Origin of the sequence: Blastopirellula marina, from assembly GCF_002967765.1 — a bacterium.
GTDB classification, from domain to species: domain Bacteria; phylum Planctomycetota; class Planctomycetia; order Pirellulales; family Pirellulaceae; genus Bremerella; species Bremerella marina_A.
In genome coordinates this window covers 540,491-556,255 of the sequence record NZ_PUHY01000012.1, presented here as the reverse complement: position 1 = coordinate 556,255, position 15,765 = coordinate 540,491, and the positions used below count along the sequence as shown (strand labels likewise).

The window sequence follows — 15,765 nt, the reverse complement described above, 5'->3', positions numbered from 1 at the left end:
TTTAGCCAGCTTCGGCTATTTCTGGAACGAGAGGTAGTTCGCCTAGTAAACGGCGAATCTCCATTTCGGCTCCTTCCGGTTCGCTACAGGCATAGAATCCGTATCGAATCGGTAGCTTCTCAGTTACGATCGTACACGTGTCTTCACCCATCCAAATCGTACCGTCGGCCGAAGGTTGCGATCGCTTAGCTAATGTATCGGGTGGGATCGAACGCACCGTCACTAGGTCGCTTGCGAGGGAACCGCCGGGCAATTCGACCACACCGTCGAGGATCAACGCACGCTGTGTTGTGATGACGTATCGCACTTTCCGCAAGCGGGAAAGCATGCGGATCTGTGGTATCACTGCCAGAAACAACAGCAAGAAGGCGAAGGCGACAAAAAAACTTCCTGTGAAGCCTTCCGAAAAGTCGTTCGCCGGAAAATAAGCATTGCTCCATACGCCCAACGCAACACCAACAGCGCCGACAAAGCCGCTGATAACTAGAAGATGACGTGGTATTACTGCTCGCGCGTAACCTCGCCACACCATCTGCTCTTCTTCTTGCAGAAGCTTGTCGCAGGTCTCGTCGAAGAAGAAGTCTTCTTTCATCGTTGGCTGGCCGGCCGAATGGAAGCGATCTCGTATCCCGCTATCTTCGCAATTCCTTACTATCCGAACTAGCGAAAAGTACGGAATCTTTTTCTATTGTCCGACAAAACCAGATGAAAAAGGGGCGTATCTTTCGGATGGAAGCAGTGGCCAATAGTTGACCGCAACGTAGAGGCAAGTTGCCAACGATTCTTTAGAGATCGTGAGGTAGTACCTTGAAGTTCAAGCTGGGCGCGAGTCGGGCTCAGCATTGCATATGCGTATGAAGAAGGCAAACTCTGCCGGTTTTCATACACGCCAACCCTAATCCAGCACGTTTGGCTTGGGGGCTGGCGGTTTGGGTGGAGGTTTCGGAGCGTTGGGATCGGGGGGAGGTGGCTCTGGGCCAAACTTTACCTTGCCACCGACCCAAGTTGTATACTTCCAGTCTTGGTTTTGAGGATCCCATCCACTGAGGTAGCCCATTTCGTCGGTCACATGGCGCGTTTCCACGTACGCTTCGTAGCTATCGGGCAGGACGATGAACTTGAAGTAAAACTTGGTCGGATTGACCTGGCTTAACAGTTTGCGAAAGCGGGACCTTGGGTTTTGAATCTCGGCGATCTTGAAGCCAGCATCGTTTTTCGGATCTAACCTAAGTCGCGGATCGCGACCAGCAGCGTACATTTCGATCTTGAAGAAGTCATCCTGGAAGGGACGTTCGTTAAAGTCTTTTACAAACTTCTCGGCGTTGATACCCTGCTTGGGATCGTCGACGTACTTACGCAGTCCCTTTTCAGCGAGGTACTCGGATCGTTTCTTCGCCGCATCGCGGATCGGATCGATCACGATTGGATAAACCTGGTTCCCAGTACAAACGAAAATGGCTTCCTTAATTCCATCGGGAGCTGGCCGGGGATCAGGGAGATTTACCACCTTAGCCGGACGCTGGGCTCGCGGGGGCGTATCGTCGAGAGTTGCTTCCAACTTGGCGATCTGCTCGATCGAACTACTCAGCTCGGTGGAAAGCTGCTTGCGCTCTTCTTGGTTCTTCTCCGCCTCCTTTTGCATTTCCAAAGCATTTCCTTGCGCGATTAGGGCTTCCTTAAGTTCGCCTTGCTGTGATTTGAGCACGGCTGCCTTAGCGTCTGATTCCGATTGAATCCGTTTGATCAGTTCGGCAAGGTCTTCTTCATTGGGATTGATCTCCTGAATATCGGATTCAACCTTCAACTTGTCTTTGTGGACTTCCTCCAATTCCTGGATTAGTTTCTCCAACGCCGCCGGATCGACACTCACGCTGTTGGCGATCTGTTTGACCGACTCCTGCATTCCGATCTGCACGACGACCAGCACGATGATGAGAATGCCCACCACGTTGAACATCGTATCGAGCAGGGAGTCGAGTCCCTCTTCTTCTTGCGCGGCTTTGCGTTTGGCCATGGCCTTGGAGGTATTTCTGCTTACGAGTTCTTGGCTTGTTTCTTGAAGTAGCTGAGGTCGATTCGCCCATCACCGATCACCGGCAGCTTTCCATTCTTGACTCCCTTCGTGTTGGCGAAGTTGCGAGCCGCGTGGTAAGTGCCGAGTCCGTCGTCGCGAATCAGGAACACGAGCGTTCCCTTCTCGTTATTCTTAACTTCTTCTAACACCTTGGCGAAATCGGCATTGGTATTTAGCTCTGCCGTACGCACCGGTGTCGTTTTTCCGCCATCATGAATCACGATCCGCCCGTCGTCGCATTCAACGAAAGTAGGCGTAAATCCGACGCCACTACCGCCAGGAACGATGGAAACCTCAGCCTCTTCTGGTGGAAGCTTCCGCTCTTTGATTTGAGCCGTGAGTTGAGCAATCTTTTCACGCCGTGACTTGAGTTCTTCCTCCATCTTGGCGATTTCTTCGTTCTGAGCGGCGACGTCAACCTTGGGACCTTCGACAGAGATCTTTTCGAGTTCTCCCTCGGTCTTTTCCAATTTGGCTAACAGCTCGGCGAGACGTTTCTTGGCGTTCTCCAGCGAGCGTTGCTCCTCAGAACGTTCGCTTTTAAGTTCCGATTCTTTCTTTTTCAGCTGTTCACGCAGTTTGGCAAGTTCTTCGTTACCTTGTTCAAGTTCCTTGGCTTTCTTCTCATATTCGATGGCCTGATCGACGGCGTCGTTATCGAGCGACTGGATCGCGATCATGGCGATCACCATCGCTAACGTACCGATCACACAGGCCAGTACGCTGAGAAACGGGAAGAGGGAGATGTCCTCGCCTGTCTCCTTGTTTCGCCGTCCCATTATCGTCTCCCGTTACGGCGCGACTTGGTCTTGCTGCCCCCACCAAATCCGAACCAGCCGCCATTGCTTCCATTCGCGGCCGGGGCTTCGACCTGTTGCACGACAATTTGTTCGTTGCCGAGTTTGCCGAGTACATCGCTGAGGCTGGTCAGTCCTTTTTCAACACCGCCCAGGTACTTCTCCAGACGATCCGAAGTGTCGGTCATCGTTTCGTTCACCTTCACGTGCGAATCTACCGCGGCATTCGCCAATTGGCCGAGCGTATTTTGCAGTTGCGCGGAGACTTCCTGCATCTGATTCAATTGGTCCTGCATCAACGCTTGCTGCTCTTCCTGGCGTTTCTGCATATCGACTGTGCGTGCTTGAACCTGATCCATGATTTTGCCGGTCGTATCTTGCTGACTCACGAGAATCTTGTTGTTGATTTCGTTCCAGCCATCAGACGTTTGCTGGGTAATCGTTTGACCAACAAGTTCCAGCTTTTTGACCCAGCCTTCAAGTTCGGCTTGCTGGGTGGCCATCGCTTCCTCGACAGCCCGGCGGAAGACCTTGGTGTCGTAGGGTCCGGTTTGCTTCTCTTCGATCTTCTCGCGACCATCTTTCAGGCGACGCAGGAGGTTCTCATTACAGTATTCGTCGACCCAGTTCAGCACCCCCTCTTCACTCCATTGCAGCGAAGACATGGGGAACTTGATGATCATCGACATGACCAAGGCGACCAGCGTCGTGTTGAACGCGGTTCCGAGACCGCTGAACATTCCCTGCAGTGATTCCGTCAACTTATCGATATCACCGCCGCCCAGCGAACCAGATAGCTCGGTCACAGCCAAGCTAATGCCAAGCACAGTCCCGATGAATCCCATCGTCGGGATCGCCCAGATCAGCACGCGTAGCGGTGTATAGCTAGATGACACGTTGTTCGCATCAATGTCCGATTGTGAAGACATCATGGTGGTCGTATCTGCCGCACTTTGTCGTACACGGAAGTGCTGTAGACCGCGCGTGACGCGATTGACCAGGAAGCTTTCGCCGTGCTCCCCTGGCAAGCTGTTGATGTTCTCCAGGAATGCTCCGACTTTGTCGACGGTGATTTCCTGCGAGATATCGGTCGGCAGAACATCCATTAACAAGTAGTCACGCTGCCGTGCGATCTTGCGATGCTTCTGCCACAAAATGGCCAGCGACCAGAAGAACAAGAAGCTGGTGATGCTTTGAATCCCAACTCCGGTGATTCCTCCCTTCATAAACAGGTCGCCGATATAGGTTCCTGTTAACGGAATCATCAGCAGCATGAAGACAACTGCCGCGGCTAAACCAACCAAAGCGGTTGGGACGAGGCTAACTTCGCTAGGGTCGGTAAAATCGCCATCGGAGGAAGCAGGCCCTTCCTCGGCTTTCTTTTTCGACGTTCCCTTCTTGCTCACCGCAGGGCCTTTGCTGCCGGCTCGGGACGAAGGGGAATCGGTTTGCAGGTTGCTGAGATCAGGAAAGCTCGGCGCATCAGGCGAAGGGGGTTCGTCGGCAACCTCCTCGACATGCGGAATTCGCACCGTGGCTTTGCAGTAAGGGCAGTTCCGTTTCTGACCAGCTAACTCTTGACGCACCTTGAGCGATTGACCGCACTCGGGGCACTTGAACTTGAAATACATCGGAACCTCGAAACGAAGCGCGACGCAGGGCCGCAGACGAGTATGTGGGGTGCAAAGTCCGCCGCGCCTCGCTTGACAGATCTCAAGCAGCGGCCGCCGACGAAGATTAGATGTAGGGAATTCTGCTACAGCGACCGACCACAAGGAGGAACCGATCGATCGCTAAACTCGTCTTCTTAGTTTGATAAGCGAATTATTCCCGCTTACGCCGCCCCAGAGAAAAAAAGAGGTAAAAATTGAGTTTTGTATCAATGGACATGGATTATAGGGCCTGTAGTGGCAGGTTGGGCACCATTAAACGGGCGCAGCGTTATTTCTAGATGGGGATAAGCCAAATCTCGGGTATTTCGAGAGATGTTTGGCCGCTGAGGTACGCAGGGTTGTCCTAAAAAATCCCCATCGCCATCAAGCTGTACCGAACGACAAAGCCGGCGACGACAACGCTGACCATGCTCATCAACTTGATCAGAATGTTGAGGCTGGGGCCGCTGGTATCTTTAAACGGATCGCCAACGGTATCTCCCACGACTGCCGCCTTGTGAGAGTCGCTTCCTTTGCCGCCGTGGTGGCCAGCTTCAATATACTTCTTGGCGTTGTCCCAACTGCCACCGCTGTTGGCCATGAAGATCGCCAGGCAGAATCCCGTCGTCAGCGCTCCTACCAACAATCCCAAAACACCACCGACGCCAAGAAGCCACCCAACCGCGATGGGCGTGATCAGACCTAAAAGGGAAGGAATGATCATTTCCATCTGTGCGGCTTTCGTGCTGATCTCGACCGGTGCGGCGTAATCAGGTAGCTCGGTTCCATCCATGATGCCCGCTTTTTCGTGGAACTGGCGACGGACTTCTTCCACCATTCCTTTCGCGGCACGCCCTACTGCTTTCATCGTGAGCGCGCAGAAGACAAACGTAGCCATCGCTCCGATAAAGATCCCGACAAGAACGCGAGGATTCATCACGTTGGCCTCGTAGTAGTTGGTGTAGTCGCTAAGCGTTGCCGCATGGACGTGTATGAGTTCGTTCTCAGTACCCGCGAATTTCAATTCCGGCTCGCCTTCGGTGCTGACGACTTCCACGAGGTTTAGCGGAATCGCCGTTGGTTTGCCGTCGGTGCCAAGCTGTTTCCAGAGAGCCTGGACTTTCTCGTGCCGCAGGTCGCCTGGCATCGTGAGGTAGCCGTGCACGTGATCTTCCCCATCGTGCTTCTCCTTGTAGACGACAAAACCTGGACTGACTTTCGTCGGCGTGTCGTACTCGACTTGCTCCGCCACACTTTCGCCCCAGCGACGAAAGCCCTCGCGAACTTCCTCGACATAGGCTGCCATCAAGGCCAACGCGGTGAGCGCTGCTGAGCCGATTGCGAAGCCCTTCCCTGTGGCGGCTGTTGTATTGCCAAGACTATCGAGCGCGTCGGTTCGTTCTCGCACGATGGGTTCTAAGCCAGACATCTCGGCATTGCCGCCGGCGTTATCAGCGATTGGCCCATAAGCGTCGGTGGCCAGAGTGATTCCGAGGGTGCTGAGCATGCCAACCGCAGCGATGCCGACGCCATACAGACCGAGGGCGAACAGACTCGGGTCGTTGAAGTTCCAGCCGTTAGCACAGCCAAATGCGGCGATCGTTGCCACGGTGATCACAATCACCGGCGGCCAAACACTGAGCATGCCATCGGCAATTCCACCGATAATGATCGTCGCCGGCCCTGTTTCGGATTGTTCTGCAAGCCGCTTGGTAGGTGTGAATTCGTCGCTGGTGGCATACTCCGTCCATTTTCCGATCAACCATCCAGCAGCCAAGCCAACCAAGATGCTGAAGGCGACGCCTGGGATCGTAATGCCAATCTGGAAGGAAGCCCCGGGAACTACCGGCATCAGAAATATGCAAATCACGATCGACAGCACGGCGACTGCCGCAGTCGAAGCATTAATACCGCGAGAAAGTGCCGCTAACAGATTTTTTTGATTGGCATCTTCTTTGGTCCGAACAAGATAAACGCCGGCGATGGAAAGTAACGCACCGGTGGCAGCCACCAACATCGGAAGAAACAACGCGCGAAGCTGAGCGTCCGCCATGTTTTCGAAACCTGCTGCAGACGCAATGCCCGGCGAAGCGAACGCTGCCACTCCCAAAGCTGCCGTGGCCAAGATGCTGCCACAGTAGCTTTCGTAAAGGTCGGCACCCATGCCAGCCACGTCGCCAACATTATCCCCTACGTTGTCCGCAATCGATGCTGGGTTGCGTGGATCGTCTTCAGGAATCCCCTTTTCGACTTTTCCTACGAGGTCTGCTCCAACGTCCGCGGCCTTGGTAAAGATCCCACCGCCGACACGCGCGAACAGTGCCTGACAACTGGCCCCCATCCCAAAGCAAAGCATGGTGACGGTTACTTCCAAAAGCGATAGCTGAAAGATGCCGTACAGCACCGCAAACCAGATGGTGATATCCAACAGGCCGAGCCCAACAACGGTCAGCCCCATTACGGCGCCACTTCGGAAAGCAATTTGCAACCCTTGATTCAGCGAACGTTCGGCACCCGCAGCTGTCCGGCTGCTGGCTAAGGTGGCGGTCTTCATGCCAATCCAGCCAGCAAGTCCCGAGAAGAGACCGCCGGTCATAAATGCGAACGGCACCCAATGACTTTGAACTTCGAAAACAAACGCCAACAGGGCGAGCACTAAGCTGATCGCAACGAAGAACACGGCGACGACGGTGTACTGCTGCGTCAGATAGGCGTTGGCGCCTTGGCGAACGAATCCAGCGATTTCACGCATGCGATCGGTGCCTGGATCTGCCTCGAGCATCCCTTTGAAGAAAAAGTAGGCCTGAACCAAGGCCGCCAGCGAGGCGATGAAGACGAAAGACCACAACAACCAGACGCCGAGACTCATGGTGCCATTCCTTTGTAAGCCGACGGGATAATCCGAGGTGTGAAAATCGACACGGGGTTAATCGCCGTGGGATCCATTCTTCATACGAGGAAGGTGTATCGCGGATGCTATCGTTATTATCCACATTATCGGACCCTGGCAAACCGGAATATTGGGGTGGCTGAAATGATTTGTCGGTATTTCTTTTCCTTAGATGTGGTGTTTGCGGAGTGATCTGTACCTTAGTAAGGAGGCCTAAGTGATTCCTGGATTCAGCGTCTACAAGTGAGATACCCTGCGTGCTGAGAGGCAAATATCCTCCAATAAGGTGAGGTTTCAGCCCAGATATCCCATTCTACCGCGCGTTCCCCCAGGATGAGTGGATAAGATTCCTTTCACAAAGGGGAATAATCCCGCTGCAAAATTGTTGGCTTCAGTGCTTGAAGCGATTAAGCTTTAGTTGTCGTGTTTCCTACGTATTGGGTAGGAGAAGCATCCGCGTCCGGCTCGTTTATAGGCAAAGCCGCGTCGGATCTTGTCTAAAGAATCATCTCGAAGTCGTTAATCGATTCGCCGATATTCGCTTTCGGTGCGAATCACAGGAGCATTCTTCTTATGAAATGGCACATGTTTGGGCGATGGGTTGGCTGCGTGGCCATGCTGGGCGTTGTTGCCACAGCAGTAATTGCGGCTGACAAATCGGAGAATTCGACCGACGAAGTCGTGACGGTCGAAATGTTCCAGGCGATCGACAACGGTGACATCGAAGTGAAGTTCATCCCAATGAACTCCGAGAAGGGCACCGTGATCTTCACCAACAAGACTAAGAAGAAGATGCGTATCGCGTTGCCTGCGGCATTCGCTGGCGTGCCATTGGCCCAATTTGGCGGCGGTGGCGGCGGCTTCGGCGGTGGCGGCATGGGCGGCATGGGCGGCGGCGGCATGGGCGGCATGGGCGGCGGTGGAGGTGGATTCTTCAACGTCATGCCTGAGAAGACCCAGAAGATCAAAGTTCAAGGAGTCTGCCTCGACCATGGCCTGGAAGATCCAGATCCAAAAATTCCTTACGAACTGAAGCCAATCGCTTCGTACACCACTAAGCCAGGTGTTGCTGAGCTGTGCCATCTGCTTGGTAGCGGCGAATTGAATCAACGAAGTGCTCAAGCAGCAGCTTGGCACTTGAACAACGGCATGAGCTGGGAAGAACTGGCCAACAAGCGAATCAAGCACCTGATTGGCCCAGACACTCCTTATTTCAGCCGCCAAGAGCTGCAAGTTGCCTACAAAGCAGCCGAGTACGCCAAGGAAGTTGAGAAAGCTCGTAAGAAGCAGCAGGAAAGCTCCTCCTACACTTCACTGAGCGAAGGCAACTAACCTAACGGTTGTCGCAACACGGCAGAGATGCCGCTCAAGATGAATCAGCACGATTCGGGGGACGCTCAATTGAGCGTCCCCTTTTTTATTATCATGGCAACCGCTTAGACCAAGTTAGGCGGCCTTCGGAAGCATCTCTTGGCTAAGCTCTTGATAACGCTCTTTAAGGATCTCCAGCTTCGTCTCGTTGAGCGTCTCTTGCTCACGACGTAGATCGTTCAATTGAGCTCGGACCAATGCTTCACGGTCGGATAGTTCTCGTCGAGCGCGGCGCAGCTCACTGAACTGTTGCTGTGTGTCATCTTCGAGCTGAACTTGTTGTTCCTGAATGTCCAGTTTGGCAAGTTCCAATTGATGCAGCAGGTGGCGAATTTCCAGCTTCGAAGATTGGTTACGCGAATGTAACGCTTTGTCAAAGTGATCGACCGCTTGCTCGGTCTGTTGATCGAGTCGTCGACGTAGGGCGGATGGAATTCGAACACGAATCTCCGCCCAAGCTAGTTCCAGCTGATCGCGAATGACCTGCAACTCTTCAAATGCCAATTCCAATTCTTGCTGCACGCCTGCTTGATCAGACTCGCGACGTTCAACGTCTTCTTGTTGGCGAGCAAGTTGTTCTTGTTCCTGCTCGAGCCAAAGGTGGTGTTGCGAGCGGCTCTGCTCCATCTCGCGTTCGACCTTCTGGGCGTATCCAGCGAATTCTTTTTCGCGCAACGCTTGCAGTGACCGTGCATTTTTCAGCAGTGCCCACTGTTGTGCGAGCTGAGATTCCGCCTCGGCCAGCTTCTCAAGACGAACAGTGACGCTTTCGTCGATAATCGGCTCGACGGATGGCTCGGAGGTTTCGCCACGCCACTTGCGCCGCCAGGAGCGGATTTTTTCCTCGATACTTCGAAGCGGATTGGACGCTTCCGCTGAAGTCGTTCCACTCGATGGTGAAGGTGCCGCCTTGGGCAAATGTTCTGCATGGGCAAACGCGGCCGAACGCTGCTGACTTTCGAAGTTCGCCATGCGAGCGTTTAGTTCCGCTTCGCGGCGATCCAGGTCGACCTGCCGATCACGCAGTAAGCGAGCAAGCTGGTTGATCTGTCGACGCTGCCAGTCTGGTAAGGTTTCGAGATCGGCGGCGGTGAGATCGACTCCTTGGTCCTCCTCAAGCATTTCAGCATGCGAAGATTCGGTGTTCGTCTCGTGCGGTGGATCGATTCGCAACTCCGGCGTCACATGACGGGAATCGTCACGTCGCTGAGGCGTGATATCGGTATTGCGATTGGCAGAAGACTTCATGGCGAATCATCGAAGGAGGTCGGCGGACGAATATAGGACCCTCGGCCATCTCTTCGCATCGGCATGTTCTGCCTGAGAAGTTGAGTTTAACGCCTGGCGCGATTGAATTGCTGCGGTTCATGGCAATTCCAATGGTGCTAGCAAAAACAAAACGGAGGGGGGAAACCTCCGTTTTGCTAGCGATCTTCATAGAAGCGTGCAACTGTTTGCGTTTAGCCCTTGGCCGCATCGAGTGCTTGCTGCAAGTTCGCCTTCGGCTGGTTGCCCAGCATCTGATTGACGACTTCGCCGTTCTTGAAAATCATGATGGTCGGAATGCTTTGGATTCCGTACTTCACGGCGAGATTGGGGCATTGGTCTGTATCGACCTTACCAACTTTGACCGAACCTTCGTATTCGGTAGCGAGTTGATCGATCACAGGAGCCAATTGACGGCAAGGACCGCACCACGGAGCCCAAAAGTCGACCAGGACTGGCTCGCTCGATTGAAGGACTTCGGCGTCGAAGTTGTCGTCGTTAAACACGTTGGCCATGGTGGCTACTCCCGATCAAATGGATATAGGTGTACGTTCGTATGCTGTCTTTGAGGGAACTCGTTTTACCCAGACGTCTTGCAACGGGCTAAATCCGATTTCAACTCCATAGAATTGCGGATTCCAGTCAGGTTCACAAGCCGGGGGCCTTGCTTCTATTATGGGGTACGTTCCTGCCGGGACAACCGGCTAAGGCCCATCTTGCATCGCTGTTATCTACGATGCCAGGTACCCTGGAAGCGTTACACGACGATTCCCCCTGATTGCTCGAATCGCCTAAATTCCATCTACCCCCTGATTAGAGTCAAGTCATGCAGGTCACCATCTATCACAATCCACGATGCACGAAGAGTCGGCAAACGCTTGCCAGGCTGCAAGATAAGGGCATCGAACCTAAGGTGGTGGAGTATTTGAAAGAGCCTCTGGATGAGAAAACGCTGAAACAGTTGCTAAAAAAGCTTGGGTTGAAGGCCGAGCAACTGATCCGCAAGAAGGATCACAAGGCACTCGGATTGCCGCAACCGACCAGCGAGACAGAGTGGATATCGCAAATGGCTGCCAACCCCAAGATCATCGAACGGCCTATCGTTGTGGTCGGCAGCCAGGCCCGGCTTGGCCGTCCGCCAGAGAGTGTCGACGAAATATTGGGGTGATGATAACACCGATTTGGGGAGGGCAGATTTCAAGGAATGCCCGAAACAGGTTATACTTCAAAGGTTTCCCAAAACTAATCAATGGCACGTAAGCTCCTCCCTTGCGGAAACGACGTGACCATTCATGCTTGTCAGGCACGTTCTTTTGGCGGGCCTGCCGGAATATAAAAGATACCAGTATGGCGAAGTACATCGTTCGCTATGGGGCCATGCGCTTTTTGGGCGTGTTCTCGTCCCGAGCCAAGGATGAATATGGTCGCGACGACAAAGTCATTGTTCGCACCAAGCGCGGCTTGGAGGTCGGGGATGTCTTGTGCGAAGCGACCGACGAGGCGGTGAAGCAGCTCAGCGATCCAACGTTCGGCTCGATCATGCGTGCTATGTCCGAAGAGGACGAAAAGCAGACGCAGCATATGGTCGGCGATATCGCTCGCGAGATCGAAACGGTGCGGCGGGTGATTGCCGAAATGAATCTTCCGATGCAGTTGGTCGATATCGAACATCTATTTGGTGGCGAGCGGGTCGTCGTTTACTATCTGGCCGAGGCCCGGGTCGACTTCCGGGATTTAGTCAAAGCGCTAGCAGCGGAACTGCAAACCCGTATCGAGATGCGTCAGATCGGCGTCCGAGACGAAGCGAAGTTGTTGGCCGATTTTGGTGATTGCGGCAAGCCAGTTTGCTGTAATACGCACCTTAGTGAAATGCCACCCGTTTCAATGCGGATGGCAAAACTCCAAAAAGCGACACTGGACCCCACCAAAATCTCGGGACGCTGCGGACGGCTAAAATGCTGCTTGCGTTACGAGTACGATACTTATGAAGAACTGCAACGAGATCTGCCACCCATCGGCAGCGAGATCGTCACCGGCAATGGTCGCGGTCGCGTATTGAATCATGAGATCCTGGCCGGACAATTGCTCGTGCGGATGGAAGACAACCGCAACATCATGATCGATGCCAGCGAAGTGTTAACGGTCCTCAAGCGCGGTAGCGGTAATCCTGGTGGAGGTTCCCGCCGAGGAAAACGCCGAGACAAGAAAGCGCCGAGCGAGGATCGTGGCGAGGACACCCCCAAGCAACAAGACGATAGCGAGGAATAAACGAATGTCCGAAGACACTTATTCCGCATTCATGCAATTACTGAAAGACGACCCGCGCTTTCGCATGGAAGCGTACCAATTCGTTCGAGAAGCCCTCTCATTTGGCCAGCGATTCCAACAAGATGCCGATGACGAATTGGCCGACGAAGAAGATCTGGAAGACCTTGATCTGGAGTGTTTCGAGGACGAAGACGACGATGATGATGAAATCGAATCGTGGGAAGAGGAAGAAGAAGCCGAGAGTCATTTGACCGGCCAGGTCTTGTGTCAGGCGATTCGCCAATACGCCACGCAGCAGTACGGATTATTGGCCAAAGTGGTGTTGAACTCGTGGGGGATCCACACGACAAGCGACTTCGGCGAAATTGTCTACAACCTAATTAGCATCAATATGATGAAGAAGTCGAAGAGCGATCGACGTGAAGACTTCGACGATCAATACGACTTCGAAGATGCGTTCGTCAAGAACTTTGACTTCGAACTCTCGGAAGAAACGGGATCGGCCTAAGGCGACATCATGACGGCGGCTAAGCAAGAGAAGAAGAAATCGCGGCCAGCGGCTCCGCCTGAAGAACCTCGCACTGTTCCGACGTTTCTTCCAACCAGCAATCCGCCGAAACGCAACCGCGTATTCCTCGTGGCAATGATTGCGATCGCCGTGCTGTGGGTCGTGCTGCTGGTCTATCTGGCACTGCAGCAGAAGGGGATTGCTTGATCGCAATCAATTACGTTTGCGAGTCGTTTCGAACCGGGTCGATTTCGTGCGGCGAGGCGTACGGATTGTCTGGATCAGGATAGTCGGTTCGTGTTTCTTCCTGATCCCTCTCTGGTTTGGCCTCCAATGGATCGCGCGGCTCTGGTACTCGGTAGATCACCAAGATCCCGATTGTGACCAGAACGGCCATGATCACCAAAGCCCACACAGGAATCGGAAAAAGCCAGATCGAGATCCCCCACCCCAAAACAACGGTGGCAATCGCTTGAAGCTTAACGCTGGCCTTGATTCCTTTGCGGACCTCCCAGTCGTACAAAATGGGACCGAAGTACGGCATATCGAGCAAAAGGTCGTTCAGCTTTGGAAATGACCGCACGAGAAAGTAGCTGGTCACTAGCAGAAAAGGGGTCGCCGGGACAATTGGCAGGATCATCCCGAGCACGGCCAGGCTGAAGAAAAATGCTGCGCAGCCAAGGTAGAGCAAACGTCTTGTCCACGATATCTGTGGGACCGGAGGATGGGTCATCGTATGCTCAGGCGGACCTCTCCAGTTGGAAGGACAGGGGCACGTGAAATTGAGTTTCTACTGCCCGAGGTCCGAGTAAAACGTCAACAAGTTGCCATCCGGATCAAAGAAACCGAATTCCCTTGTGCCGAAGGCCGTATCGCGGAGTGTGGTATCGGAAGCGAAGATTCCCAGTGGTTGGAACACGCTGTAAAGATGTTCGACGTCGCAAACGGCGATGCGAATGTTCGGACGCTCAACTCGATCCCAACTGGAAGCATCGTGCCAGCGAAGATGAATCTCAACCCGGTCACGTGTGACGGCCGCATAGCGAGGATCGTCGGCATCTTGAAACGAAAGTTTAAACCCGAGTTTTTCACAGTAAAACTGGATCGACTGCTTCACGTCGCGGGACGGCAGTACTGGGTTAACGGCTTCGAGCAGGAGGTCGGGCATGAGGGTGGGAGGCCTTACTTATAAAAACGTAGGCGAGTGAGGCCGTCCTCGCAAAGGATGGCGACCTCCACCAGGCCTGGAAGAATAGGTTCGTCTGAGTATAAGGCTACAAATGAAAAGTCATCCCCGCAACTCTCCATTTGCCGATGAGGACGTCATTTAACGTCCATCTGTCAGACATCAGGCTTCCGAAATCGCCGTTTCTAGCGTGTCGACGTTTCGGAATGGAGTGGGATTCTGAGGATCGTCTGAGATCAGTTTGCAAATCCGAAACATGCCTAGTAGGTCGTCTGAGAGATGGCAGAAAATGATCCGTTCGTCGGAGTTCGGAACGGAACGCCGCAGATTTAGAAACGCCAAAATGCCAGTACTGCTGACGAAAGTGACGTTTTTCATATCAATGACGACGCGACGATGCTCGATATTCTGTACGAAGTGCGTCATTCCATCGCGGACGGCATAACAGACATCGGTCTCGCGCATTTGGTCGACCTGGGGAGTCAGGACCAGGACATCATCGGTGAGAGTTTGGTGAACCAAATCGGTAGTGGCATCGCTCATGTCAGGACATTTCCAGGTAAAGTGCTTCGCCGCGCAACGTCTCGGGAGAAGAGAACCCGTCAACGACGTCATAATTACTAACATCACCTACCAATATTGGTGGGTCAACTCCCTGATCTCGAAAGCCGCAAGGTTTCTGCTCAGACGGAACTCCAACAGCGTCTTTGGTGCGTTGTCTTGGGCTATTTGAGGCAAAGAAACGGCGCGATCGCCTCCATTGACAGGATTGCGCGGCGTGACGACTGCCTTTACACTGGGGAACTGATTAAAATGCCTGTTTCGTAGAAACATCACCGCCAAGGAGGGCTGCCATGGCGAAGCCTCTTGAGATCCCTGCTTCGGGAGTAACCACCGGCGATTGTATCGCCCAGATGAAGAAGCTTCCGGAAGGCTCGATCGACTTGGCTTTCGCGGATCCCCCTTTCAATATCGGGTATAAGTACGACGTCTACGACGACCGCCGCTCGGTCGATGAGTATCTCGATTGGAGTGAGGCATGGATGAAAGAAGTTCATCGCGTGCTGAAGCCGACAGGAGCATTTTGGCTGGCAATCGGAGATGAATTCGCCGCCGAGCTAAAAGTTCTGGCGACGCGCACGCTTGGCTTTCATTGTCGTAATTGGGTGGTTTGGTACTACACGTTTGGCGTTCATTGCAAAAGTAAATTCACACGCAGTCACGCTCACATCTTTTACTTTACGAAAGACGCCAAGAAGTTCACGTTCAACGATACGGAAGTCCGAGTGCCCAGCGCCAGGATGCTCGTTTACGGCGATAAGCGAGCCAATCCGAAGGGGCGGGTGCCGGACGATACTTGGATTCTTCGACCACAAGATGCGCCCGAAAGCTTCAGTAGTGAAGAAGATACCTGGTACTTCCCCCGTGTCGCCGGTACCTTCAAAGAACGCGCCGGGTTTCATGGCTGCCAGATGCCAGAGCAACTACTGGGTCGAATCATAAAGTGCAGCTCGAACGAAGGCGAAGTGGTGATGGACCCATTCGCCGGCAGCGGATCGACCCTCATCACGGCCAAGAAATTGGGGCGCCAATTCTTAGGTTATGAACTCTCGCCTGACTATGCGAAACAAGTGGGTGAACGTCTCGACAAGGTTGAGGTCGGCGATCCCTTGGTAGGAGCAGAGAACCCGCTAACGAGTGCCCCAAGTACGGCCAAGGGACGACGTCTGAAGCAGACCAGCACTAAGTAGTT

16 protein-coding genes are annotated in these 15,765 nt (G+C 53.6%); 6 read left to right on the top strand and 10 right to left on the bottom strand.

The features are described 5' to 3' along the window. Position 1: 1 nt before the first annotated feature. The 5 genes from C5Y83_RS18660 to C5Y83_RS18640 form a co-directional block, all read right to left on the bottom strand. On the bottom strand, positions 2-592 hold the full coding sequence (locus tag C5Y83_RS18660; RefSeq protein ID WP_105331267.1) for a hypothetical protein: 591 nt from the start codon (positions 590-592) through the stop codon (positions 2-4). Positions 593-895: 303 nt separating this feature from the next. Then, entirely contained in the window at positions 896-2,014 is a 1,119-nt protein-coding gene (locus tag C5Y83_RS18655; protein ID WP_105331266.1) for a hypothetical protein, read from the bottom strand. A 20-nt stretch (positions 2,015-2,034) separates the two neighbouring features. After that, positions 2,035-2,853 carry a hypothetical protein gene (locus C5Y83_RS18650; protein WP_105331265.1) on the bottom strand — a complete coding sequence of 273 codons (819 nt, stop codon included), beginning with the start codon at positions 2,851-2,853 and terminating at the stop codon, positions 2,035-2,037. Then, on the bottom strand, positions 2,853-4,502 hold the full coding sequence (locus C5Y83_RS18645; protein WP_105331264.1) for a MotA/TolQ/ExbB proton channel family protein: 1,650 nt from the start codon (positions 4,500-4,502) through the stop codon (positions 2,853-2,855). Before C5Y83_RS18645 ends, C5Y83_RS18650 begins: the two co-directional genes overlap by 1 nt. Positions 4,503-4,887: 385 nt before the next feature. Beyond that, positions 4,888-7,392, bottom strand: coding sequence for a sodium-translocating pyrophosphatase (locus C5Y83_RS18640; RefSeq protein WP_105331263.1), 2,505 nt, complete (start codon positions 7,390-7,392; stop codon positions 4,888-4,890). 594 nt (positions 7,393-7,986) lie between these two features. Between C5Y83_RS18640 and C5Y83_RS29615 the strand changes: the two genes are divergently transcribed. Further along, entirely contained in the window at positions 7,987-8,745 is a 759-nt protein-coding gene (locus tag C5Y83_RS29615; protein ID WP_199195072.1) for a hypothetical protein, read from the top strand. A 114-nt stretch (positions 8,746-8,859) separates the two neighbouring features. Here C5Y83_RS29615 and C5Y83_RS18625 read toward each other — a convergent pair whose 3' ends face one another. Both C5Y83_RS18625 and trxA read right to left on the bottom strand, forming a co-directional pair. After that, complete coding sequence (locus C5Y83_RS18625) at positions 8,860-10,032, bottom strand: hypothetical protein (RefSeq protein WP_105331260.1); 1,173 nt, start codon at positions 10,030-10,032, stop codon at positions 8,860-8,862. A gap of 212 nt (positions 10,033-10,244) precedes the next feature. After that, positions 10,245-10,565 carry a thioredoxin gene (trxA, locus tag C5Y83_RS18620; protein ID WP_105331259.1) on the bottom strand — a complete coding sequence of 107 codons (321 nt, stop codon included), beginning with the start codon at positions 10,563-10,565 and terminating at the stop codon, positions 10,245-10,247. Between the two features lie 311 nt (positions 10,566-10,876). Here trxA and arsC point away from each other — a divergent pair, with 311 nt between their 5' ends. From arsC to C5Y83_RS18600, 4 genes are all read left to right on the top strand, one after another. Continuing rightward, complete coding sequence (gene arsC, locus C5Y83_RS18615) at positions 10,877-11,218, top strand: arsenate reductase (glutaredoxin) (protein ID WP_105331258.1); 342 nt, start codon at positions 10,877-10,879, stop codon at positions 11,216-11,218. 179 nt (positions 11,219-11,397) lie between these two features. Further along, positions 11,398-12,318, top strand: a complete 921-nt coding sequence (locus C5Y83_RS18610; RefSeq protein ID WP_105331257.1) for a stage 0 sporulation family protein — start codon at positions 11,398-11,400, stop codon at positions 12,316-12,318. A 4-nt stretch (positions 12,319-12,322) separates the two neighbouring features. Beyond that, positions 12,323-12,826 (top strand): Minf_1886 family protein, encoded by a 504-nt coding sequence (locus C5Y83_RS18605; protein ID WP_233207278.1) that lies wholly within the window; start codon positions 12,323-12,325, stop codon positions 12,824-12,826. 9 nt (positions 12,827-12,835) lie between these two features. Then, on the top strand, positions 12,836-13,033 hold the full coding sequence (locus C5Y83_RS18600; protein WP_105331256.1) for a hypothetical protein: 198 nt from the start codon (positions 12,836-12,838) through the stop codon (positions 13,031-13,033). 10 nt (positions 13,034-13,043) lie between these two features. Here the strand turns inward: C5Y83_RS18600 and C5Y83_RS18595 are convergent, their stop codons facing one another. From C5Y83_RS18595 to C5Y83_RS18585, 3 genes are all read right to left on the bottom strand, one after another. Further along, entirely contained in the window at positions 13,044-13,559 is a 516-nt protein-coding gene (locus tag C5Y83_RS18595) for a YbaN family protein (protein ID WP_105331255.1), read from the bottom strand. Positions 13,560-13,616: 57 nt separating this feature from the next. Continuing rightward, on the bottom strand, positions 13,617-13,994 hold the full coding sequence (locus C5Y83_RS18590; RefSeq protein WP_105331254.1) for a VOC family protein: 378 nt from the start codon (positions 13,992-13,994) through the stop codon (positions 13,617-13,619). A 180-nt stretch (positions 13,995-14,174) separates the two neighbouring features. After that, positions 14,175-14,555, bottom strand: a complete 381-nt coding sequence (locus tag C5Y83_RS18585; RefSeq protein WP_158262408.1) for an STAS domain-containing protein — start codon at positions 14,553-14,555, stop codon at positions 14,175-14,177. A 311-nt stretch (positions 14,556-14,866) separates the two neighbouring features. Between C5Y83_RS18585 and C5Y83_RS18580 the strand changes: the two genes are divergently transcribed. Then, on the top strand, positions 14,867-15,763 hold the full coding sequence (locus tag C5Y83_RS18580; protein ID WP_105331252.1) for a DNA-methyltransferase: 897 nt from the start codon (positions 14,867-14,869) through the stop codon (positions 15,761-15,763). Positions 15,764-15,765 lie beyond the last annotated feature (2 nt).